This is a genomic window from Microbacterium sp. W4I4, assembly GCF_030816235.1.
GTDB lineage: Bacteria > Actinomycetota > Actinomycetes > Actinomycetales > Microbacteriaceae > Microbacterium.
In genome coordinates this window covers 3079955-3103589 of record NZ_JAUSXT010000001.1, presented here as the reverse complement: position 1 = coordinate 3103589, position 23635 = coordinate 3079955, and the positions used below count along the sequence as shown (strand labels likewise).

Sequence of the window (23635 nt, the reverse complement as noted above, 5' to 3'; positions counted from 1 at the left end):
ATCTCAGGCCGCGGGTCTGAACCGCTTGGGTGGCGGGTCGATCCCTCCGAAGGCGTAGGTGAGAACCGCCCGGTCGCGCAGGGCAGACCTCTCCCCCGAAGGGTGATGGAGCACGAAGTCTTCGTCTCGATCGCGGGTGATTCGCCAGCCGCCGTGATGCAGTTCCATGTGATGAAAGCGGCAGAGCAGGATGCCGCGGTCGACGTCCGTCCGGCCCTGATCCCGGTGCCATTCATCAACGTGATGCGCCTCGCAATACGACGCCGGACGGTCGCAGCCCTTCCAACGGCATCCGCCGTCTCGGATCGCGAGAGCGATGCGCTGCCTCGGGGTGAACAATCGCTGTTCCCGCCCGACATCGAGGGGCTTGCAGGAGTCGACGAGGACCGGCACGAAGCCGCTGTCGCAGAGGTGCTGCTCGGCGACGGCACCCGGCACCGAGACCAGGTGGTCTTCGCTGTGCGCGGTCGGGGCACGGCGGCCGTCGACATCCACCACCTGAACCAGGCGCACCCCCGCCTGCCGCGTGCCGAACACACTCTCGGCATCTGTCAGGGCGCCCGCCCGCAGCACATCCATGATCAGGTCGTAGGCGAGCTGGTCATTCGTGCGCGGGTCGTCGGCGAGCGATGCCGCCTGGGCAATCTCCTCGGAATCCACGAACCGCGGACCACCTCGCCGTGGGCGCAGCGCGGCGGCGAGCACGGTCTCGAGGAACAGGTCGCCTTCGTCGTCGAGAACAATGCTCGCGCGCTTCTGCCCGTCCTGCCCGAGGTAGGTGCGGAACGACCGCTTCTCGAAACGCTCCAGGAACCGCGCTTCCGCACCCTCCGGGTCGAGCAGGTCGCGGATCGTGCGCGCCTGCTGCCACAGCTCCTCGACCGTGCGGTCGGACGCCTCATCGATCAGGTGCTCCGCCGCTCGAGCCCACGCGTCGCGCAACTCCTCCTCCGCCTGCGCGCGGGCGTCAGCATCCATGGCATCCGCGCCGATCTCCGGAAGCTCTCCCAGCCCGCGCCGGATCGCGTCGAACTGGGCCGAAGTGAGTCGGTCATCGCGCAGCGCGTCGCGAAGCGGCTGGTACCAGGGCGCAGCAGTCGGGCGCTCTTCGCGCTTCGGATCGCCGTCGTAGGCATCCGACTCGGCGTCATCGATGAGCGCCTCACCCACGCGCACCTTGCGATTCGCATCCGCCTTGGTCGACCCCGTGACGTCCTGGATCAGCGCCGACGCGGACCGATGCCCACGCGACGCCGACAGCCCCGAGTGCCCCTGGTCGCGCCTTGAGCGCACAGCGATCACACCCGCCGCCGCCACCTGGATCTGCTCGACCTGCCGTGAAAGCGCCGCGGTCTCTTCGAGCACCTTCACGACGTCGGCATCCGTCATCAGCATCATCGACGCCTGCGCGAGATCAGCGTCACCTCTGTCGCCGAGCTGCCCACACAGGGTGGGGATCAGCGCCGCGACGTCGGTGAAAGTTGCCATACTCAATCATCGAACAGGCCACCGACATTGGGTGCAGATATCTGCCGAGCCGGGTATGCTGATCTGCATGCGCACCACACTGAACCTGTCCGACGTGCTCGCGCGCGCGGCGAAGTCGCGTGCAGCCGCCGAGGGACGCACGTTCACCAGTTACCTCGAAGAGGCGCTGCGCGAACATCTGGCTCGTGAGGTTCCCGATGATGCGCCCACACCACTTCCGACATATGTGCCGAAGAACCCCGGCAGCCTGATCGACCTGGATGATCGGGATGCCGTGTGGGACGCGCTGGACAAGAGCGCATGACCCTCTTCGTTCCCGACGTGAACGTGCTGATCTACGCGTTCCGCGCGGACTCGACCGACCATGAGGTGCATGCGCAGTGGCTCAACACCGCACTGCTGACCGAGCGCGTCGGCCTCGCCGACATGATCCTCAGCGGCTTCGTGCGCATCGTGACGCATCCGCGTATCTTCACCGAGCCGACTCCGACATCTCTCGCTGTCGCGTTCACACGCCACCTCGTCGACTCGCCCCGGTCCGAGTGGCTGCGGCAGGGCTCGGCGGCGTGGGAGTCGTTCGAGAACCTGGCAGGAACGGATGCCGGGGTTCGCGGCAATCTCGTTCCGGATGCTCACATCGCGGCGCTCTGCGTGACGAACGGCGCAACGCTGGCCACGCGAGATCGAGGTTTCGCACGGTTCCCGGGATTGAAGCGCGTCGAGCCGGGTACGGACGTGGCGAGGCGTTGAACATCGCATCCCGCTGCTGAAGCCTGCGAGAGAGTCAAGCGGATCGTCCGTATCCGGGCGTGAGCCGGGATCCGAGGCGAGGGGTCTGCTCACCGTCGCTCCGCGCCTGTAACGTATGTTTCATGGACGAGGGAGTACCCGCGATGACGCAGGCCGGTTCGGCATCCGAGCTGCCACTGGACGCGCTGGTGCGCGGCTCCCTCGATTCCCTCAGCTCCGGCGAGCGGAAGGTCGGCCGGGCGCTTCTCGCGAACTACCCGATCGCGGGTCTCGGGACGGTCGCGGAGCTCGCGCAGCGTGCGAGTGTCAGCCCGCCGACCGTGGTGCGCTTCGCGAACCGACTCGGCTTCAGCGGCTACCCCGAGTTCCAGAAGCGCCTCGTCCGAGAGGTGCAGGAGCGCCTGGGCTCACCGCTCGAGCAGTACGGGCGCGCTGACCTGCACTCCGGGGACGACGGCCTGCCCCGCGCATCCCAGATGTTCGCGGCCAGCATCGCGGCGACCATCGACGACCTCCCGCAGAGCGAGTTCGACCGCGCCGTCGCGCTGCTCTCCGATCCGCACCGCAGGGTGCGCCTGATCGGGGGACGGTTCAGCAGGCTCCTCGCCGAGTACCTCGGCGCGCACCTGATCCTGCTCCGACCCGACGTGCAGGTGATCGAGGCGGACGAGTTCAGCCGGATCGCGGCCGTCTCGGACACCCGACGCGGCGATCTTCTCGTGGTGTTCGACTACCGACGCTACGACCCTCAGATCGTGCGTTTCTCGCGCCGTGTCGCTGAGCGGGGCGGCGAACTCGTGCTGTTCACCGACCGCTGGCTGTCCCCGGCTGCAGAGGTCGCGGGCACGGTGCTCCCCGCGAACGTGGAGGCGCCGTCGCCGTTCGACTCGCTCGTGCCCGCGATGGCGATCGTCGAGACGGTGATCGCCGGGATCACCGAGGTGCTCGGCGAGATCGGCAGGCAGCGGCTCGAAGGGATCGAGGCGCTGCGCGCTGCTCCCCCGGCACCGGCCGGCTGAGCCCTCGCGCTACCAGCCCTGGAACGGGGCGATCTCCTCGTCGGACACCGCCCCCAGAGCCGCATCGTCGATCGCGCTCATCAGGATGCCGGCAGCGCGCTCCACCGATTCGGCGGAGATCATCAGCGGGGGCGTGAGCTCGAGCACGTTCCCCCGCACCGGGTAGGCGACGGCGCCCAGCTGCCATGCCCGGTAGGCGGCCTTGGCGGTGAGCCCGGGGTCGGCATCCGGGGATCCCGCTCCGGTGACCAGCTCGATACCGAGCGACAGGCCGCGCCCCCGCACGTCGCCGATGCGCGAGGCTCCCGGCCCATCTCCGCCCGCGTATGAAGCCAGCAGGCTGCGCAGCTGCTCACCGCGGGCTCGTGCGTTCGCGGTGGTCTCCCCCGCGCGCACGATCTTCAGCACCGCGAGGCCCGCCGCGCACGAGATCGGATTGCCCGTGGTGGTCATGAGTGCCGAAGCGACCGGGGCGTCCAGCACCTGCGCCGGCCCGACCGCCGCGGAGAGCGGCAGACCGCCGCCCAGCGCCTTGCCGAGAGTGACGACGTCGGGCACCGCGCCGTCGTGCTCGAACCCGTGCGTGCGGCCCGTGCGGCCGAGGCCGACCTTCACCTCGTCGACGATGAGGTACACGCCGTGCCTGTCGCACAGCTCGCGCAGCCCGGTGAGGAAACCGATCGGAGGGACGATCACCCCGCCGTCCGACTGCAAGGGCTCAACGATCACGGCCGCGGTGCCGCCCTGCGCCAGTTCGACCTCCGCCCGTCCGAGCACGTCCGCGACGACCGTGGCGGCATCCCCGGTGTGCGGCCGGTACGGATCGGGATAGGGCAGGAAGACCACACCAGGATCGGCGGGCACCCCGGCGCCGACGTGCACGCCGGAGACGCCCTGCGCGGCCCCGAGCCCGCCGTGATAGCCGTTCTCGAAGGCGAGGATCCGGGGTCGGCCGGTGGCGTGGCGGCATCCGCGGATCGCCACCTCATTGGCATCCGTTCCGGCGTGGCCGAGGTAGACGCGACGGTCGCCGTCGGCGAGCCGACTCGGGACGAGCGCCAGCAGCTCCTCCGCGAGCTGCACGGCATCGGGGTGCGTGCCGGAGAGGATCGAGGCGCCCGGCGCCGTCGTCGCGGCGCGGGCGATGGCCGCCGCGATCGTCGGCTCGCCGTGGCCGAAGCCGGATGCCGTCCAGCTGGCGCTCAGGTCGATCAGCTGCCGGCCACCCGGCTCGGTGAGCATCTCCCCGAGGCCGGACTCGGCGGCCAGGGGGAAGAAGCGCAGCTTCTCGACACCGGCGATCGCGTGCTCGTCGCGGGCGATCAGTCGTCGGGCATCCATCATCTCGTCCGACCTCCTAGGACACCGGGCTGATGGCATCCGCGCGGTGATGCTCGATCCCGAGCACCCGCTCCGCTGCGGCGAGATAGCCCGCCATCAGCGCGCGCGCGGCGAGTCCGACGGCGTCGTCGCCGGGCAGGAACTGCGGATGGTGCAGGGCGGGCTGCGGATGCCGATCTGCAGTCTCCACGCCGACGAACAGCATCACCGAGGGGACCGCATCGCAGAAGTACGAGAAGTCGTCTGCGCCGAGCGAGCGCATCGGCTCCGCGCCGTCGACGCCCAGTCGCCCGAGCCAGTCGTCGGTGCCGGCGGCGAGCTCCGGATCGTTGATGAGCGCAGGCTCTCCCTCGACGAGCACGGCCGTCGCCGTGGTGCCGTACGCCTCGGCCGTGTGCTCGGCCATCAGCCGGACGGCGTCGAACAGCGCGACCCGGTCAGCCGGGTCGGTCGTGCGCATCGTCGCACGGATGCGGGCCTGCGCGGGCAGGACGTTCGCGGCGCCCTCGCCCGCCGTGAGCGTGCCGACGCTGATGAGGGCCGGCCGCAGCGGGCTGACCGTGCGCCGCACCACCTCGGGGATGCCGATGGCGATCTGCGCCACCGCGGCGACCGTGTCGCTCGCGGAGTGCGGGTAGGCGCCGTGACCGCCGCGCCCCTCGACGCGGATGTCGATCTCGTCGGCCGCCGCGTTGATGAAGCCGCCTCCTGCGGCGACCGCACCCGTGCGAACACCCGGATGCACATGCGCGCCGATGACGTGCGCGACGTCGAAGCGCTCGATCACGCGGGCCTCGATCGCCTCCAGCGCACCGGACGGGTAGCTCTCCTCGCGGGGCTGCAGCAGTCCGACCAGCCCCAGGGGGAGTTCGAGGTGCCGGGCGGCGCGCAGCAGCGCCACGACCGCGGCCTGGTGCACGTCGTGTCCGCAGGCGTGCATGACGCCGTTGCGCGACGCGAACGGGGCATCGGTGAGTTCGGTCACCGGCAGGGCGTCGAGTTCGGCCCGCACCGCGACGGACGGGCCGTCCTGGGGCCCGATTCGGCCCACGGCACCGGTGTCGGCGATGGCCTCGAAGCTGACGTGGTCCGCCAGGGCGGCGATGAGGATGTCGCGCGCAGGACCCTCCTCACCCGATGCGCACGGCGCGGCGTGCAGCTGCCGGCGCAGCACGGTGGCCGCGGGGAGCTGCTCGTCCAGCGCTGCGCTCCAGCGGGTGGCGAGCTCGGCGAGCCGGGTGACCGTGGGGCTCATCGGGAATCGCTCCGGTCGTCGAAGTCATCGGGATCGTCGACCGCGTCGTGCGCGTCGAGGTCGCCGAGGCGGTAGGCGCGGCGGGCGTTGCGCCAGGCGACGAGCTCGGTCACGCGGGCGCGCTCGTGCTCGGGCCAGTCGTCGCGCTCCGCGAACACGTCGAGCGCGCGAGCCAGGCCGCGGCGGAAGAGCAGTGCGCCCAGGTGATAGAGCTCGGCCGCGCCCCAGGCATCCGATGAGAAGAGGATCTTGTGGAACGGCGCGAGCTCGAACGACTCGGCGATGATCTCGTCGGAGCGGGAGCCGGTGTAGTTGATCGCGAGGCCCACGTCGAAGTAGACGTGCGGGAACACCTGTGCGAGGTAGCCGGCCTCGCGGTGGAACGGGTAGCAGTGCAGCAGCATCACCCGGGCGCCGCTGGGGCGGGTGAGCCGCAGGAACTCGGTCAGCAGCAGCGGGCTGCAGCGGTGCAGATCGACATCGGAGTCGCCGTAACCGATGTGGAACTGGATGGCGCATTCGCGATCGACGGCCTCCCACAGCAGGTGGCGGATGATCACCGGGTCGTCGAGGCGCGCGGCATCCGCTCCCCCGGCGATCCAGCGTGCGACGGCGGCGTCGACGTCATCGGTCGCGGGTCTGGCCGGGTCGAAGTCGAGTCCGATCCGATAGGCCGCGATCGACTTGACGCCGATCGCGTGCTGCAGACGCTCATCGAGCAGGGTCGCGAAGGCCTCGCGGAATCCGGATGCCGGGCATCCGTCGCTCACGAGCTCTTCGGCCAGCCTCTCCAGGCGCACGACCTCGAGGACGCGCGCCTGCGCGGCATCCGCCATCTGCGCGGGATCCAGGATCTCGTCGGCCTTGTGCCCGGTCTCGATCACGTAGTCGCTGATGCCGGTGGCGCGCAGCAGGCGTCGGCTGACCTCGATCCCGCCGAGTTCACGCCGCCGCTGCAGGTATTCCTCGGCCGACGCGAAGGGCGCAAGGCCCAGCACCGGCGCGCAGTGTCGGCGGATCGCGAAGCCGACCTGGGAGTCGAAATGCGTCGTCCCCGCAGGGGCATCCCAGTCGGACTCGGTGATGAGGGCCTCGAAGGCACCGCGATCCAGGTCGCCCGTGGTGACTCCATGGCAGTGGTGGTCCAGGAGCGGCACGGTCGCGGGCGTCACGGCCGGCTCAGTAGACACGCGCATACACCTCGCACTGCTCGGCGAGCGAGCGGGCCTGCACCGAGGCGAACTCGTCTTTCTTGATCGCCTCGAAAGTGGCCAGGAACGCCGGCGAGAACCAGCTGGTGACGATCTCGTCCTGCCGCAGCATCTCGAGCGCCTGCTCCAGATCGCGCGGCAGCTTGGCGAGGTGCGCGTGACGGTCTTCCAGGTCGAGCTCGCCCTCGACGATCTCGGGAGTCTGCAGGCCCTCGCGCATGCCCTGCATGCCCGCGCGGAGGATCATGCCCAGCAGGATCCACGGGTTCGCTCCGATGTCGCCGCCGCGGAACTCGAAGTGCAGCTGACGGCTGGGATCGCGGCCGTCGATCTCGTTCGTCGGGCAGATGCGCAGCAGCGCCTCCCGGTTCTGGAGTCCGAGGAACGAGCGGGCGGTCGACCAGTTGTGCGGGGCGAGGCGCAGGTAGCTGGTCGCGAGCGGGGCGAACAGCGCGGCCATCGCCGGGCCGTGCCGCACGATCCCCGCGGCGAATCCACCCGCGAGGTCGGACACACGGCCCGGACGCGACGGGTCGAACACGAGAGTGTTGCCGTCGACGTCGTCGAGACCGAAGTGCACGTGCACGCCGTTGCCGGTCTCGCCGGGCGAGATGACAGGGGCGAAGGATGCCTCGCGGCCGTGGGCCTCGAAGAGGTCGTAGACGATGTCGCGCACGAGGATCGCGCGATCGGCTGCGGCGAGCGGGTCGGTCGGGGCGACCGTGATCTCGTACTGGTGGCGGCCGTACTCGGGCAGCCACGTCTCGGGCTCGAGGCCGGCGCGGTGCAGCACCGCCATCAGCTCCGAGCCGATCGGCTCGGCTCGGCGGAACGCCTGCAGCGAGAACGGATGGTGGTCGCCCTTGGCGCTGACGTCGACGAACTCGTGCTCGAAGGAGCAGCGGGCGGTGATGCCGAACTCGTCGCGCAGCTGCTGCACGGCATCCCGCAGGAAGGTGCGCGGGCAGCTCTCCCACGGTGAGCCGTCGGTGTTGACGAGGTCGCCGTAGACGACGTTCAGGGGCGGGCGGCCGGGGATGCCGTCGATGCGGGCGAGCGAGCTCAGGTCGGGCTTGAGGCGCAGGTCGCCGGTGGAGCCGTAGGGGATGTCGTCGACGATGTGCCCGAGCGAGCCGATGCCGAGGTTCGCGGGGACCCAGCCGAGGGAGGTGTCCTCGTCGAAGTCGGCGAGACGCATGGAGCGACCCTTGGTGCGGGCGGCGATATCGGTGGTGGCGACGAAGATCAGTTCGTCGGGTCCGGCTTCGTTGTTCTTGTCCATGATCAGTCCAGATCCTCCGTGCTCAGTCGTGCGCCGATCCGGTTGGACAGCGAGGGGCGGGCCAGCACGATGACCAGGCCGATGAGGCACCAGGCGCCCGAGATCCACGGGAACCAGGTGTACGGCGCGACCTGGCCTGCGATCTGGATGAAGTAGACGTAGGCGAGGAACGCCAGGCCGAGCACGGGGATGACGATCTCCCACTTCGGGATCTTCGAGCCGCGCGAGAAGGAGTGTGCTTGATCACGCCGACCGACGTCATGCCGTATGCCACGACCATGCAGAGGGTCGCGATCGTCGCGAACCAGTAGTAGACATCGACGGCGCCGGCGCCGAACAGGCCGAAGCCGACCGCGAAGACGACGGTGAGCAGGACCACGAAGATCGTGCTGCGCACCGGGACGCCGGTCTTGGCGCTGGTGGAGGCGAACGACTTCGGTCCGAATCCGTCGCGGGCGAGGGCGAACAGCAGCCGCGATGCCGCGGCGCTGGAGCTCAGCAGCGAGGCGAAGGCGACGAGGAACGCGAAGATCGCGATGAGCACCGAGAACCACTGGCCGACGTAGGTGGATGCGAGTGTGGTGAGCGTGGAGGACGAGCCGGCGAAGGCCGCGACGCCCTTCTCGTCGGTGCCGAAGCCGATGGTCTGCGCGAACATGACCAGCGTGTAGATGACTCCGGCGACGAGGACGGCCAGCAGCAGGGCGCGGGGCACGACGCGCTTGGGGTTGTGGGTCTCCTCACCGAGGGACGTGCCTGACTCGAAGCCCGCCCAGGAGAGGAATCCGAAGACGGCTGCGGTCATGACCGCGCTGATCGGCGCGTCGCCCGGCATGAGCACTGAGAAGTCGACTCCCGTCGAGACGGGGGCGTCACCGGATGCCACGCGGACGATGATCACGATCGAGAGCACCACCATGGCGGCGATGCCGACGAAGCCGATGCCGAGAAGCGTGCGTGCGGTGACGGTGGACTCGCGGACGTTGAGGATCAGCACGAAAACCGCGACCACCACGGGGACGATCACCCAGGTCCAGCTCGGCAGGGTGACGCCGAGCTGCTCCATCATCGCCTCGAAGAAGACGCCGCAGGCGCCGGCGATGCAGACGGCGAAGAAGATGTACGTGCCCAGCAGGGCGAAGCCGCCGAAGAATCCGGCGCGCGGCCCGAGTGTGGATCCGGCGAGCGCGTAGACCGAACCGGCGTGGGTGATGTAGCGGGTGAGCCGGATGAAGGCGTAGGCGACGAGCATCGTGCCGAGGAACGACACCAGGAAGGTGAAGGGGACGGCCGGACCCACGAGACCCGCCACGCCGATACCGTTGAGCGACATCGCCATCACCGGCCCCATGAAACCGACGGAGATGGCGACGACCTCCCAGAGGCGGAGGGTCTTGCGCGGGGCGATGCCCGCTGTCGGTTCCGTGGATTCGGCTCCGTGCGGGGCCCTCGTCGTCGAAGTCATTCCTGGCCTTCCATCTGATGTCTGCGTTGACACCGGGACATGAACCGATCGGGTATCGGCTCGTTCGATGATGAAACAGATGTTACATGGATGGGTGGAATACGTCGAGATGTTTCAATACATTCAGTCGCAGCACGGGTTCCGAATCCATGCATCACGTGTCGTGGCGTATCCTGTTTACATGCAAACAACGGTCCGGGGGGCGGCATACACGACGCCGATCTACTCGCTGACGGAAGCTGCACAGATCATTCGTGCGCCTGCGACGTCGTTTGCGCGCTGGGCTCACGGGCACCGATTCCCTCAGCGACGCGACGGAGAGTACGGCTGGAGCGAACCGATCCTCTCCGGCGTGCGAGGCGGCCGTGGCTATACAGTCCCGTTCGACGCGTTGGCCGAGGGATACATCGTCGAGTCGTTCCGGCGGGCCGGCCTTCCGATGGCGCGGATTCGGCCCGCTGTCCAAATCCTTCGCGACGAGATCGGTCTGGAACACGCGTTGCTCAGCGAACAACTCAAGACTGACGGCGCAGAGATCCTTCTTGAAAACGGTGACCGCGACTTGATCGTTGTGCGCAACCGGCAAGGCGTCTTCCGCGACGCGGTCGAGCAGTACCTGCAGACCATCACATACAGCGGCGGCTTGGTCGAATCTGTACGACTCCCCACGTACGAGGGCGCCGAGGTGATCGTCGATCCGCTGCGCAACTCCGGGCAGCCGACCATCGCGAAGCTGGGCGTACGCGTTGAAGACGTGGTCAGTCGCATACGCGCAGGCGAGTTGATGTCGGACGTCGCGGACGACTTCGGACTGACGGACGCCGAGATCCGCTCGCTCTGGGTGCAGGCCGCCTGACATCATGACCGCCGCCCGCTTTCTGCTTGACCGCTCACTGGGCGGGCGGTTGCTGATTGCGAGGCTTCGGGATGCAGGCTGGGACGCCCGCACACTGGCCGAGGAATTCGGCGACGCAAGAGCGCAGGCGATGTCGGATGAGGAGTGGATCGCTTCCGGGACGGCGTCAGGATTCGTTCTGCTGGCCAAGGACCACAGGATCGCATCACGCCCCCTCGAAGCGCTCGCGATCTACATGCACGATGCCCGTGCGATCGCATTCGCGAACGGCAACCTCACCGCCACGCAGATGGGTGATTTGTGCCTCGAGTTCGAGAAGCCAATCCATCGTATGGCGTCCGCTCAGCCGCCGTTCGTCATGTCCCTCGGGAAGGGCGGACTGAGGCGCAAGAATCTCAATGCGCCCTAGGCGGCCTTGGACAGCGCGACGTGCATGATCCAGTCCGCCTCTTGGGGCCTGTACGCGCGTCGCGGGACAATGGAACTACTCGTCGAGGGCCTTAACTAAGGCATCTTGGGCGTCGTTGTAGAAGATGAATGAGACCTTCGTCGCGACCTCGTCACTGACGTCCAGGAGTTGACGGCGCGCGGACACCGGCAGAAGCAGAGCGGAGGCGCCCTTCTCCATCGCATGCTCGGCGAGGGTCGCGGCATTCAGCACCGTCTCGACCCCGCCACCGAGGGACAGATTACCGACCGCGATCAGCCCACCACGCACCGACCGCTGAAGCATTGCGGAGGCAAGTGCGAGGAGAATCGGGAGCCCGAGGCCGTCGCCGGTCTTGGCAGCATCGAGGGCTCGGACCTGAGCAGTCAGGTTGTGCTCACGAGGGTCGCGGTCGCCCACGAGTTGCCTCGCCTGAGCGACGAGGTTCTGCTCGGCGACTTTGAAGCTCTCACGGAGAGTGGCAGGCGCGGCCTGGTTCAGCAGTCCCCGTGCGCCCGAGCCGGGCGTGTCAGCGGCCTCGATCCGGTAAAGCCCCGGGCCGGCATCGCCGCTGCCTTCGGAGATAGCCCAGACCTGACCTGGCGGCAGCGGGTCGATGCCAATGGAGTCGGGACTCGCCAACTCGGGGGTCGAGACGAACTGCTCGACCCCCTCGCCGAGGCGGTAGCCGAACTGCGTGTTGCGGAATTCGGCAGCACCGATACGCCGTTGCTGCTCCTTGACGCGACGACGGGACTCCAGCGCGATGCGCACCGCCCATTCGAGGTCCTCGTCGGCGATGGCGGACTCCGCGTCGGGGTACAGCAACTTGAGCAGCCCGTCGACGGTCTTGTTCACCGCCGAGAGGTCACGGCCAGACAACGCGTCGGAGTAGTTCACGCGACCTTGGATCGACGCAAGCCGCGACTGGTCCCGGAGTCGCGACCAGCACTCGGATAGGAAGTCACTCACGAGCCCGAAGTGGTGGGTGAAGTACGTGGGATTGAGCTTCGGGACATGCCAGCCGGGCAGGTAGGCGTGGATGCGGTCCATGAACGCGGTGTCGTCGCGCATCTCCGGCGGCAGGGGCGAGAGCAGGTGGCCGATGCGCTGCTGATGAGCGACATCAACGTCGAAGTTGCCGACCAACACGATCGAGCCGTCAGCACGGATGGACTCACGTCCGCGGGAGAACTCGCCCGACTCCATGTAGCCCTTCATGATGTTGACGCCGTCCTTCTGATCGAAGGAGACGCCAGAAACCTCGTCGAAGCAGACCACGTCGTACTGCGCGACGAGGCCGCGCTGCCCAGTCGCGTTGTTCACGAACATGCGGGCGACGGTCGCCTTGCCGCCTGAGATCAGATGCGCGTACGGCGATACCTGCTGGAACAGGTGCGACTTGCCCGTGCCACGCGGTCCCAGTTCCACCATGTTGAAGTTTCTCTGCACGAACGGAACCATCCGAAGCAGTAGAACGTCCTGCGCGCGGTCGCTGAGCTGCGCGGGCTCGAATCCCACCGATCGAAGCAGCAGGTGCTTCCACTGCTGGGTCGTGAACCGTGAGCGTCCTTCGGCCAGCCGCGAGAGTGAGTCACGGGTGGAGAGCTGAATGGGGCGCAGCGAGCCGATGGCGAAGGGCTTGCCGTTGTTCTCCTCCGCGATCGCAGCGTCGTAGAACAGATCAACCTCGGCGTAAAAGCCACCGGTGAGCATGCGCTCGTTGTCGCGGACGACGGCGTCGTCGATGCGCACGTCGCGGAGCCCAAGGCTCGGCAATTCGGCGACGTAGGCGTTCGACTTTGCGTCAAGTCGAGCCTTGACGAGGTCGATGAGCTTGATCGTCATGCGTTCGCGAGCGCGCGACTTGAACAACTCCTCCTCGCCTGCACGCACGGTGCGGTCGGCGAGCAGACGTCGCACAACCTGGAGGCCCTCTTCGATCTCGTCGGGATCGGTCGTGGCGCAGTAGCGTCCGATGAGGAACTCACCCACGTACGTCGGGACCGGGTAAGCACCCTTGAACTGCCGCGCGAGATCCTTGCGGACGACATAGCCTTCGAAGGCCGATGCTGCCATCTCGTCGATCTCATCGAGCGTGATCGCCTCGGTCATTCGGCGCCTCCTACCTTGGTTTGTGTTTGGGCCAGAACCCCACCGTTCGGGTCGAGAAGCACGACCCACGCGACAGCCCCAGCGGGGGCCAGTTCCTCGTCGACGAGCACTTTGGCCTCGCCCGGTTCCGTGGGCGATTTCGGACCGCCGACGACACTTGACGCGTCGGCGGGGCGGAGCCGGATCTCGGCGACGATGTCGGCCTCCGCGGGGCTGTAGTCGAGGCGGCATCGCTGTCCGGTCCACCGGACGGCCTCAACCTGGACGGGCGCAACGGCCGTATCGCCACGCGTCACCGTGACGACGGGGATCACACACTCTTGGAGGCTCAAACCACCGTGCTCGTAGAGGCGGCCCGCCTCGAACGCAGCAGCTCCCGGCGCGCTCGCCATGTCGACGGCCGGGTCCCAGGTCCATGGCAGGATCGGGAAGTCCGGGCGCGCCGCCGTGGCCTTCAACCGAGCCACACGCGGCTTGCGCGCAGCGTCCCCTTCCGTGACGTGCAACGGCAGGTTGACTTTCTGTGCTGCCTGGCCGGGCAAGAGGAACCCGTGATCGGTGACTATGACGACCTTCTTCCAACCAGCGTCTAGCAGCCCGCGAACGCGCTCTGCAACGAGGTCGAGCTGCTGTTCGACGAGGTCCGCGAGCGCGTGTCCGTGCGAATGACCGAGCGAGTCGATCGAGTTCGTCTGCGTCCACGCCTTTCCTCTCGGGTCGCCGACCTCGGCGGCGTCCCACTCAAGGAACTGAACATCCGCACTCGCGAGTGCCGAACGCAGGACGGCGCCCTTAAGGGATCGGCCCTGGTCGTCGGCGGCGTCGAAGGCGGTTCCGCCGCCCATGGTGATCGCGATGGGGGCGACCGCCGGCTGCCCGGTCGGGGTCACGCTGGGAAATGCGGCCAACCGAGTCTCTACAGCGGCGTCGAGCGGTGACAACCGCCGAGCCACGCGTGTAGCCAGGTCGAAGCGAAGCGCGTCGACGTAGACGACAGCAGTTCCCGCTCCGATGTCGAGGCCGGTTCGCCCGTGATAATTGGTCACTGCCGCCTTCTGGAAGACCCGCGCCGACTCGTCCACCCAGGGGTCGTAGAGCGCGCCAAGCGCAGTGGCCACTGCTGCCCGGTCTTGTGCGGTCTTCGCCGCCGCGATCGCTCGCAGAGCGAGGTCATCGATAACGTGCCCTTCCTCGCCATACCAGGCGACCTGAGTCTTGAGGTCTGTCGCAGGTGTGGCGGTCGTCGCGCGGTCTGCCAGTTCGGCGAGGTGGCCTACGGCCCGCGCGAGCGGTGCCTGCCCGAGGGCCGCCCAGACGTTGTCCTCCCGCCCCGCGTGTGCGGCAGCTAGGTCGTTGACCCGATCGTTCGGGTTCGGGTGAGTCGCGAGCGCACCGAGTGCAGTCCGCAAGGCTTCCTCCTGGTCGCGATTCCATGAGGGCCACGAGTCAGGATGCGGGTCGGTGTCTCCAAATAGCGGCACGACAGAGGGGCGTGCCTGATCGAGGAGGTTGGCGATGTTCGGATAGCGGGCGGGATTCTCCGCGAACCGCTGCCAAACCGCACTCCACTCGCCAGCCCGGCTTCCGACTTTGCTGGCAGCAGTGAGCGTGCCGTCCTTCTCAGGGCTGAAACCGTAGACGGACTTGCAGGAGGCGGTGAGTGCCTGCCATCGCGCGCCCTCAAGTGAGCTTCGTACGGTGACCGGATCATCCATCCATTCAAGAAGGGTGCGCACCGAGTCATCGAGCACGAGGTGGTGCAGGCGCGACGAGTCTAGACGCCCCATGCGCTTGACGTCATCGATGTCCTCGAAGAGGAACTTGTCCAGTACCTGCGTGAGGGCCGCCTTTGTCGCGGCGTCACCAGCAATGTCCAGCCCGGCACCCTGCTTTGACGAGAGGAACGAGTGCGGCGTCCACGGTGTCTGGCCGTGAGCGGATGGCCACCAGTTGGAGCGGATCGCGACCTCCGCGAGCGGCGCGAGCGAGTCGTTGAGAGCCGATGCCTCAGCCACGGAACTTCGGCTGAAGCCCGGCAAATAGATCACCCACGGGTTGCGCTCATCGCGCACGGCAAGATGAGACGGTAGTTCCGCTGACTCGGGCGAGGCAAGAACGGCTCGAAGCCAGAGCGCCGGGCCCTGCGCAGTTGCGGGGTCGTACTCGCCGAGGACGAGGATGGGCACCGCCTCCTGGAGGCTGCGGATCAGCGGCTCCCATGTGCGCTCGGGGTCGGCCCACAGAACAGTTGCTGGGGCAAAGTTCGCCCCCGCGTTGAAGGCCGCGGCATCACGAAGGGCCTTGGCGACTATGGCACGGACAAGCGTCATTCGGCTGCCTCCGCAGCTTTCCGGGCTGCACGGCGCTCATCGAGCGTTGGGTGCAGGTCGTTGTGCCGCTCGGACCCATCCGGATTTGCGCCGCGGTCCTTCCGCCAGTGCACGTTGACCTTCGTGCGAAGCACATCAGCGGTCACAAACGGACGGATGTTCAGGCGGACGCCGTCGTCGACGTCGGGCTCCCACCCAACCGGCTGCTCGGCCATCGCCTTCCATCGGACGTACATGTCGTAGGGCGGCGCTCCTTCGAGGATGAGCTTGAGCCTGCGCTGGAGATCCTCGGCTGCGGTCAGGCGCGCATCTGCACCTGCTCGCTCCGCGCGCGCCTCGTGCTTCTGCCGGTCGATCCACGATCCGAGCGATGTGAAGGTCAGCTTCTCCAGCGTCCGCCGGTCGAGCTTGTGATAGTTGACGATCGCCGAGAATCCGTCCTTCCGACCATCCCAGACATGCCAAAGGAAGGGGCGGTTGTCGAAGAGCTTCACATGCTGAGCAAAGAACTGGTCACGAAGCCAGTCCTCAAGGCGCCCGTTCTTGCCGCCAGCCTCAACCACGAGTCTTCTTTCGGTAGAGCTCGACCATTCGTTGCCGTACGCAACGGCAAGGACTTCGCGTAGCCGCGTAGCCAGCTCAGGTTCACTCGGGAGCGCCTGGAGAGACGCAATGCCATCTCGGTCCGCCAGAGCATCGAGAGAGTCCGGCACTTGCTCGGGCCAGCGGTAGCCGAGAATCCTGGCGACTCCGACATGGAGCGGGTGCGTTGATGGGGTGACCGCACCATCAAAGATCCACTGTGTGGGGTCGTCCGAACTCGGAACAGGAATTGGTCGGGCCGCTCCGGCGACCGCCTGCCAGCGTTCGCGATCGAACGCCACCTTCACGAGGGTTGCGTTCGTAACCTTCAGGGCATCGTCGACGTCCCGCACGTCCTCCGCAAACTCGGCGCTCGAGCAATAGGCCCAAATCGCGGGCAGATCCTCCTGGTTGTGAGGCATGATGACGGCAGTGTTGTTGTCGAACAGCTCGCCCGTATAGAGAGTCACCGGAAGCGCTCCCATCTGAGAAACCGCGATACCACGCTTTCCTAGTGCTGCCAGTCCCTGGATTCGCGCTTGGTCGCTGTTAGCCAGCGCTCCGCGTCCGTTCTCCCACCAGACGATGTGTTCACGTCCCCCATGCGGCACAGTTTCAGACACCGTGCTCTGTTGCAGCTCCCAGTCGGAATGTGGCATCGGACGTTCCCAAAAGCAGCGTCCGAATCGCGGGTAGTCTGCGGTGGCGATCCCCTGCAGCCCAGAGGCTCTCTCCTTCAACAACTGTCCTGGCTCGATCCGCGTCAGAGTGATACGCCCGTCCGGATTGTTGGATTGCTCGCCTTGGACGGGTGAGAGTAGCGCGAAGCGCCGGAGTGCGTCAGCCTTCGCGTTGACGCCGTCTACCCGGTGAGCCATCACACCAGTGATCGTGTGATCGGACTCGGACTGACAGCCACTCAGGATCGTGAGTGCGACCTTGACGACCTCGCCGGAGATCTGGCGAAAGGCCCCGGATCCGAGTCGCGCCACGGATTCGAACTGTCGGTCGGCGAGCAGTCGCGCTCGGAAGTCCGCATACGAGGTGAGCAGAAGCCAATTCTGGGGTGACACAATTGCAAGGGTCCCTGTTACGCCCGTGAATCCGAGTGCGCGCTCAATGAACGCAGTCGCGATATCTGCTTTCGCTCGCGGGTGATGGGCATCAATGTAAGCCCGAAGCCGCGAGTCCATGGATGCGCGCTTGAGGTAGGGCGGGTTGGTGGCGACGAGCGTGTAACCACGAGATAGCAACGCTGCCGCGTGGGCGACGTCGTCGGCCACGTGGGCGAGCACTGACCGCGCTTCGCTCTCGCCAGCCAGCGCGCGACCGAGGGCTGCGCGGATCAAGTCGCCGCTCGCGGCGATCGTCAAGTCGGTGCCGAACAACGCATCGCCGCCAGTCGTGGGGCGGGGGTCGATCAGGGAACCTAGCGTGTCTGCGTTCTGAAACAGGGCATGGAGCCGTCCGAGAACCTCGCGGAGTTCCGCGTCATCGCCAGCATGCGTCTCCCACTCGGTCAACGTCCCTCGAACAGGGACGCCTGAGCAGGCGATCTGCGGCGCAGGAAGATCACGGAACCCGCCTTGCTTCCACGCTTCCAGCGCGACGTTGAAGGTCGCGATCTGGGTGCAGCGCGGGTCGAGTTCGAGGCCGTGAAGATTGTCGCGAAGGACGGCGTCTTGTGCCTCGGCCGGTGTGAGCCCCTCCTCCTCGGCGCGCATGCGCCAGAGCATCCCGAACATGGCAACGAGGAAGTGACCCGAGCCGCAGCAGGGGTCCATCACGGTGACGTCGGCCGCATGCTCGGGCCAGCCGCTGAACGAGCCCGCGGCGGGAGTGCCGTCCTCATTGCGGCGGAGGTACTCCCACGTATCGACCATCGGCGACTTGGGGTGCCGCGCCGCCCACCATGCGCCGAGCGAGTTCTCCAGCAGGAAGCGGACCATGTAGTTCTCAGTGAACAATTGCGTGACGGGAGACAGATCGGCGCCACCGATCTTGACCCCGGAGTCGTTCACCCGCCTCTTCTCGGCCGTCTGCCAGAACTGATACACCCAGCCGAGCGCGTCTTCGGTCGTGAACACCTCAGCGGGGATCTCCAGCAGCAAGCGCTCCAGCGCGGTCCGGTGCTCAGCCGCGAATCGCACCTTTACCGCAGGGTCGGTCAGGCGAAAGACACCGGGCAGGATCTCCGAGGCGAAGCGAGCGGCAACGGCCCACGCGTCGGGTTCGCCGAGGTCGAGCGCAAAATCGCCGCAGTCCTCCAACGACAACGGGATGTCGCGGTACTCGGGGTGCCGCAGGAGTTCGTTGACCTCCAGGAAGCGCGCAAACAGCAAGCGGTGCCATTGCTCATAGGCGACGTCATGAACGAGGTTTGTGAGGGGCGCGCCCGCTCGCGACGTGTCGTCGCCGAGTTGCCGGCCCTTGTCCCGAAGCGCCAGGCGAAGCCCGTTCTGCTCCTCGCTCAGGTAGTCAGGCCGGCTCGGCTCACCGACCGCGAGCGCGCGCAGGGCGTCCTCGGCTGCGCGCTCTGCCGCCTCGCGGGCGCGTTGCGTCTGGGCATCGAGGAAGCGCCGTTGGTCGGAATTCAGGACGGTAATCGTGGCTTCGGTCATGATCAGCCCTTCACCACGACGGTGTCATTGCTGCTCAGGGCTTCGAGAAGCTGCGACCGCAGTTCGTCGATGTACCGCTCGACCTCGTCCGAGCTGTTCAGGCTCGCAGTCGAGACGGTGACCGTGACGGTCTTCGCCGAAGGAGTCATGAGCCGCAGGGCTGCCTCCAGAGCGCGAGATGCACGCTGCGGGATCGCGTCCAGTTCGGCGGTCCACCCATGGAGAGGTCGCGCCTGCGCCGCCGCCAGTACAGCCGAGGGATCGGCCAGGTTGGGCTCCGGCTCCGCAGTGAGGTGATGGTCCGCGAGGAGCGACGCGCGTTGCGGCTGTTCAAGCGGCTTCCATACGGACTGCGCTTCGAGGCTTTCGACAGCCTGCTTGCGGGCGTCCCTCAACGCGCCCGCGGCTGAGTGGATCGCGTCGCGAAGCGCGTCAGCCAGGTCCTTGACGATCGGGACGACAGGGTCGGCGTCGGCGAGCAGATCACGGCTTGCGACCAGTGCGTCGAGGCGGTTGCGTACGGCTGACGCGGTCTCTAATCCGATAGAAGAGGTGGCGAGCGAGCGCGCGAGCGCCAGGGCTGTGGTTCGACTCTTGCTGCGGCGCTCAAGCTCCGCGAGCCTGTCGTTGAAGCTCGTGAGTTCGTCCTTCGCGCCCAGCAATGCATGCACACGGTCATTGCCGGAACTACTGATGATGACCTGGATGTTGCTCGGAAAGCTGACGTCCGGGAGCGGTGCGGGTCCACTGACGTCCTTCGCTCGCTGAACGAGCGACTTTACGGCCTGCTCAGCCGCCGAAACGAGTCCATCGTTGTCAGTCTGGAACCCAAGCGTGCTCAGCACCTGCCGCGCCTGAATCTTCTCGGCTGGCTTGAGCACTGTTATTTCGCGTCGGAGCTGGACATTTCCGAGACGGGTCTGCTTGAGCACGTCGGCCGTAGTCGCGTCGCTGCCGTTGAGCGTCGCTCGGATCACTCCGGTGTCGAGGAGCACACCGAGGGCGGCCATAAGCGCATCCTTCGGCCAGCCGAGCGGTTTCGCGGTGACGGCCTTCTCGACGTCGTTCGCGGAGGTGCCAGCCGAGCCGATGTGGCTGAGCACCTCTTTGATGACGCGATGCTGCTCAGGGTCAGCATCGTGCTGAACAGCCTTAAGGGCATCTGCTGCCGACCCTCTCTTGACCCTGTCGATCACCTGCGTCCAGCGATTGTCGTCTGCCTCAGAGAACCGCGGGAAGAGCCTCGTCGCGGCGTCCTGAGCGCCAGCTTCAATCCGTTCACGCAGACTGATTCCGTTGGGCGCCGTCCCGCCGCCGAGAAGAACATTCGCCTTGGAGATGATGTCGCGGACATGGGCGTTCACCTGGTCAGTTGCACGGTTGAGGCGGGTCTGCATCGCACTTCTGGCTTGCTTGCCCTCATCGTCCTGCGGAATACCCTGCTGGTCGATCACTCGCTGTGCAGCGAGCTTGTTGCGCACCGCCGCGGCGAACGCGGGGGCCTGGAACCGGGGGACGTGGACGAGGATGATCGGCGAGTCGACACCAAGGCTGCGGGCGGCCTCATCGAACTGCTTCGCCGTGATTCCTTCGTCCCACTCTGAGCGGAGCCACACCGGGATCGCCTCGGAGTCGGGCGGGAGCGACGCATCGGCGTGCAGGGCAAGCTTGCGCGATTCCTTGGCGCGCCCCTGCTGGATCGAAGCGGGCAGCGACCGACCGATATCCGAGAGCAACAGCGAATCACGCTCGGTGCTCACCTCGCTGTCGGTGACCTGGGCGTGGTGCCTGCGGAACGCCTCGTCCCAATCGCGGCCCGCCTTCGTCTGAAGACGGAACTCCTCGCCGTCCTGCTGGACGATACCTTCTTCAGCGAGCGCTTCGAGCACGGCAGGCACTTCTTGCCGAAGCCTCTCGCCATCGTGGGCGAGATCTTCGACGAGCAGGTCGACGAGATGGTCTGCCGAGGCGCGCACGCCGATATCCCCGTGCCCCGAGGTGGGGAGCAGACCGATGAGATGGATCAGGCCGAGGACGCGCCCACGCAGGGCGTTCTTCTGCCACTGCTCGTGGATCAGCGTCTGCGTCTCCTTGAGGAGCAGCCCCGCGCCGTTCAAGTCTTCATTCTTCTGGGAGTAGAGGAAGTCCGCACCAACCACGGTGCCCACCGACTCGGGCGCAACCTTACGGTTCGCCTCGTGCACGATCCGGAGCTGGGAGCGCAGCTGTCCGGCGCGGCCGGCGTCGGCCTGACGGAGCACGCTTTCCCAGAATCGACGCCGCACAGGAAGCAGCGGGTAGTCCTCGGTGAGGTCCTTGTCGTCCTCCGCGGTGTGCTGAATCCTGCTTCCGATGAGCTGTCGGGAAATCTGCCCAGCGACGGACGCGAGCGTGTTGTCGAGACCCGGCTTCTTCGCGGGCTCCTTACTCAGCAGCACACGACGGACGACGGCATCGACATCCTGATTCTTGAGCACGACCTTGACGGTGAAGCGGTCCTGGATCTTCTGGAGTGTCGCGTCCGCCGTCAACTCCTGCTGCCCCGTGGCGACGAGCAGCACGCGACCATCGAGTTCGCGGGACACCGACTCGACAAGGTTCTGCACCTCCATAGCGCGGCCGCCGTCGCCGCTGATGTACTGCTGCACCTCGTCGAGGACAATCAACGACGGAGAGATCTGACCACCGCCGACGTATTCAAGGATCTTCTTGAGCAGCGCGACGGTCTCGTCAGTGGAGAACGACCGCGTGTCCGGCGGGAACTGGCTGCGAAGCGCGGCACGCACATCCTTGGCTGATGCGGCGAACTCTGTGTCGGAGGCGAGGATGGCGTTCGCGAGCCTCGTGCTGAGGTTGTACTCGCCAAGTTCCTCGATGAAGTCCCCACCGTTGGTCGTGATGTGGTCACGGACGGCGACGAGGTGCCCGTTGCCTGCAAGCCAGAGAGCCACTTGCGCAGGCGCGACGCGCGTAGGCAGCCCGGCCGCGCCGAGGACGATGGAGAGGAACACCGAATTGAGGCTGTCGCCGCTTCGGTCGAGCGCACCTGCGGCTGCCCACGGTGCGGCGCCGTCCCGGCGGCCGAGCGTGGTCAGCTCGGCCAGCTGGTCCTGGATGCCTTGCGGGATGTTGGTCAGGCCCCGCGCGCTCGCACCGTTCGGGAAGTTCGTGTCGGCCCACAGATGCTGAAGCACACGGACAAGGTGTGACTTACCACTGCCGTAGAAGCCCGAGACCCACACGGCAGGCTGCGTCGTCCTGTTTCGGTGTCCGACATACGAATCAAGGATGCGCTGAAGGCCGTGCTCGTACTCGCCCTCGCAGACGAAGCTCTCGAGCTCGTACTTGAGGACATCCCACTGGTTGGAGTCCTCGGGACGGTCAACGTTGGTGACACCGTCGTTCGGAATCTCGAAGCTCAGCGGGTGCCGAACAAACACGTCATTGTTGATCGTCACGTGAGGTCCTTCTGAGGATCGATGACGCGGGCGCGGTAGTTGAACCCGTCGCGCGCGTCGAGCAAGCGGAATGAGTGAGTCTCCGGGTCGTGAAGTCCCGGAAAGAGCACGAGGAGGCGGCCGGCGACAGCAGAATCGACGGACTTGATCACGCTCGACGCACGCAAGAACGGGAAGATCGAGCCGATACCGACGAGCGAAACGACGGCGCCCGCGGGAGCCGCTTCAAGTGCCTGGCGGATGCGCGCGACCAGTGTCGTCTCGAACTGATCAAGGATCGACGGCGTGAGGTCGCTCGGCTCCTCGTAGAACGCCTCCGCGTGCCGGTGTGACGACAACCAGTGCCCGAAGTCGTCGGTGACATCGAGGACGATCCAGTCGTGGCCTGCCTGTGTGGTCGCCAACTCCATATTCGGCAGGGCGTGGCGGATCTGGCGTTCGAACTCTGGTGTGTAGACGAGCATCCAGACCCGCTCGCCACCGGAGAGGTTGTCTTTCCACGTCAGGGACAACTCAGCCTTGTACGCGTCGACGAGATCGGACACACGGCTCATGCGGCACCGCCGAGGGCCGGAAAGGACACATCGACCACGTTGCCCGCGACGAGCAGATTGAGGTGGCCCTGGTTGTGCGCGTCGCGCAGCGCCTCCACGATGCGTCCGGGAGCGAGCCCAAGAATCTTCGACCATGGGTTGTCGAGGACGCCGAGACCACTTCCGCCGGCGACGTGTCCGAGGTAGGCGGCATACGCGATGACGGCCGGGCGGGCCTCCACCTCCGTGCGCACCTTCTTGGCTCGACCGACGAGATGACCGGTCTGGGTCCAGCAAGCCCCAGTGTTGCGACCAGTCTTTCCGAGAGTCGACTCTGACATCTCGTTGCCGAACTGCGCGGCGACCGCGGCGGTGAGGTCTGCCGACGTCACACCCGAGCCCGCCGGGAGGTCCGCGATCGCAGCGAACGAGGCACGGAGCACCTCGTCACGTGTGAATGCCAGCAACCCCGCCAGGAGCGGGTGCGACGACGGATCGATATCCCAGAAGTGCCGTAGCGCCGCAAACTCAGGGCGAGCCGAGTCAAGGAGGTAGAGCTCGCGCAGGTGGCGAAACGACCGCTGCCGCCCAGCCCGGGTCGGGCGACCGAGGATATTATCCTCGACTACCAGCTCGCGGTACTGCTCCACCGACGCATCGGGCGGTGCTTCACGCAGGAGCTCAACCAAATGAGGGATGCCGATGGTGTGGCTGGCAGTCGTTCGCAGAGACCCCAGGACGCAGGTGCCCCCGACGTCTCCGAATTCCGCCGTCTCACTTTTGCCCGCGACTCGCTGCCGCGATTTGACCAGACGCTCGCCGGCCATGTGCACCTCCCAGGGGAATCCCCGGATGCGGTACAAGTACCCGGGTGCGTTAACCCTGGCACATCTCACCGACAT

The 23635-nt window shown here is 66.8% G+C and carries 17 protein-coding genes; 5 read left to right on the top strand and 12 right to left on the bottom strand.

Annotated features, from left to right (window positions below; genetic code table 11):
- Positions 1-3 precede the first annotated feature (3 nt).
- Entirely contained in the window at positions 4-1488 is a 1485-nt protein-coding gene (locus QF046_RS14630; RefSeq protein ID WP_307371161.1) for an HNH endonuclease signature motif containing protein, read from the bottom strand.
- Positions 1489-1555: 67 nt separating this feature from the next.
- Here QF046_RS14630 and QF046_RS14625 point away from each other — a divergent pair, with 67 nt between their 5' ends.
- The 3 genes from QF046_RS14625 to QF046_RS14615 all read left to right on the top strand — a co-directional run bounded on the left by QF046_RS14625 (position 1556) and on the right by QF046_RS14615 (position 3257).
- Positions 1556-1792 carry a CopG family transcriptional regulator gene (locus QF046_RS14625; RefSeq protein WP_307371159.1) on the top strand — a complete coding sequence of 79 codons (237 nt, stop codon included), beginning with the start codon at positions 1556-1558 and terminating at the stop codon, positions 1790-1792.
- Positions 1789-2238, top strand: a complete 450-nt coding sequence (locus QF046_RS14620) for a TA system VapC family ribonuclease toxin (protein WP_307371157.1) — start codon at positions 1789-1791, stop codon at positions 2236-2238. The genes QF046_RS14625 and QF046_RS14620 overlap by 4 nt, the downstream gene beginning before the upstream one ends.
- Positions 2239-2360: 122 nt before the next feature.
- Complete coding sequence (locus QF046_RS14615; RefSeq protein WP_307371155.1) at positions 2361-3257, top strand: MurR/RpiR family transcriptional regulator; 897 nt, start codon at positions 2361-2363, stop codon at positions 3255-3257.
- Between the two features lie 9 nt (positions 3258-3266).
- Here QF046_RS14615 and QF046_RS14610 read toward each other — a convergent pair whose 3' ends face one another.
- Genes QF046_RS14610 through QF046_RS14590 form a run of 5 tightly spaced genes read right to left on the bottom strand, consistent with a single transcriptional unit; the run spans position 3267 to position 9811 of the window.
- Entirely contained in the window at positions 3267-4601 is a 1335-nt protein-coding gene (locus tag QF046_RS14610; RefSeq protein ID WP_307371153.1) for an aspartate aminotransferase family protein, read from the bottom strand.
- 13 nt (positions 4602-4614) lie between these two features.
- Positions 4615-5853: a M20 family metallopeptidase gene (locus tag QF046_RS14605; RefSeq protein ID WP_307371151.1), complete on the bottom strand. Its 1239-nt coding sequence runs from the start codon at positions 5851-5853 to the stop codon at positions 4615-4617.
- Positions 5850-7049 carry an amidohydrolase gene (locus QF046_RS14600; RefSeq protein ID WP_373425734.1) on the bottom strand — a complete coding sequence of 400 codons (1200 nt, stop codon included), beginning with the start codon at positions 7047-7049 and terminating at the stop codon, positions 5850-5852. The genes QF046_RS14605 and QF046_RS14600 overlap by 4 nt, the downstream gene beginning before the upstream one ends.
- A complete protein-coding gene (locus tag QF046_RS14595) occupies positions 7033-8346 on the bottom strand; it encodes a glutamine synthetase family protein (RefSeq protein ID WP_307371148.1) in 1314 nt (437 codons plus the stop codon). Before QF046_RS14595 ends, QF046_RS14600 begins: the two co-directional genes overlap by 17 nt.
- Before the next feature lie 22 nt (positions 8347-8368).
- On the bottom strand, positions 8369-9811 hold the full coding sequence (locus QF046_RS14590) for an APC family permease (protein WP_307371145.1): 1443 nt from the start codon (positions 9809-9811) through the stop codon (positions 8369-8371).
- 67 nt (positions 9812-9878) lie between these two features.
- Between QF046_RS14590 and QF046_RS14585 the strand changes: the two genes are divergently transcribed.
- Complete coding sequence (locus tag QF046_RS14585; RefSeq protein ID WP_307371142.1) at positions 9879-10667, top strand: DUF433 domain-containing protein; 789 nt, start codon at positions 9879-9881, stop codon at positions 10665-10667.
- A 4-nt stretch (positions 10668-10671) separates the two neighbouring features.
- Positions 10672-11076, top strand: coding sequence for a hypothetical protein (locus QF046_RS14580; protein ID WP_307371140.1), 405 nt, complete (start codon positions 10672-10674; stop codon positions 11074-11076).
- 75 nt (positions 11077-11151) lie between these two features.
- Here QF046_RS14580 and brxL read toward each other — a convergent pair whose 3' ends face one another.
- From brxL to QF046_RS14550, 6 genes are read right to left on the bottom strand one after another with little or no spacing between them, the layout of a single operon-like run.
- Positions 11152-13278 (bottom strand): protease Lon-related BREX system protein BrxL, encoded by a 2127-nt coding sequence (gene brxL, locus QF046_RS14575; RefSeq protein WP_307371137.1) that lies wholly within the window; start codon positions 13276-13278, stop codon positions 11152-11154.
- Entirely contained in the window at positions 13206-15539 is a 2334-nt protein-coding gene (gene pglZ / locus QF046_RS14570; protein WP_307371135.1) for a BREX-1 system phosphatase PglZ type B, read from the bottom strand. Before pglZ ends, brxL begins: the two co-directional genes overlap by 73 nt.
- Positions 15536-18742: an Eco57I restriction-modification methylase domain-containing protein gene (locus QF046_RS14565; protein ID WP_307371132.1), complete on the bottom strand. Its 3207-nt coding sequence runs from the start codon at positions 18740-18742 to the stop codon at positions 15536-15538. Before QF046_RS14565 ends, pglZ begins: the two co-directional genes overlap by 4 nt.
- Positions 18743-18744: 2 nt before the next feature.
- Positions 18745-22200, bottom strand: a complete 3456-nt coding sequence (gene brxC / locus QF046_RS14560; protein WP_307371129.1) for a BREX system P-loop protein BrxC — start codon at positions 22198-22200, stop codon at positions 18745-18747.
- Positions 22197-22754: a BREX protein BrxB domain-containing protein gene (locus QF046_RS14555; RefSeq protein WP_307371127.1), complete on the bottom strand. Its 558-nt coding sequence runs from the start codon at positions 22752-22754 to the stop codon at positions 22197-22199. Before QF046_RS14555 ends, brxC begins: the two co-directional genes overlap by 4 nt.
- Positions 22751-23560 (bottom strand): hypothetical protein, encoded by an 810-nt coding sequence (locus QF046_RS14550; protein ID WP_307371126.1) that lies wholly within the window; start codon positions 23558-23560, stop codon positions 22751-22753. Before QF046_RS14550 ends, QF046_RS14555 begins: the two co-directional genes overlap by 4 nt.
- Between the last annotated feature and the right edge of the window lie 75 nt (positions 23561-23635).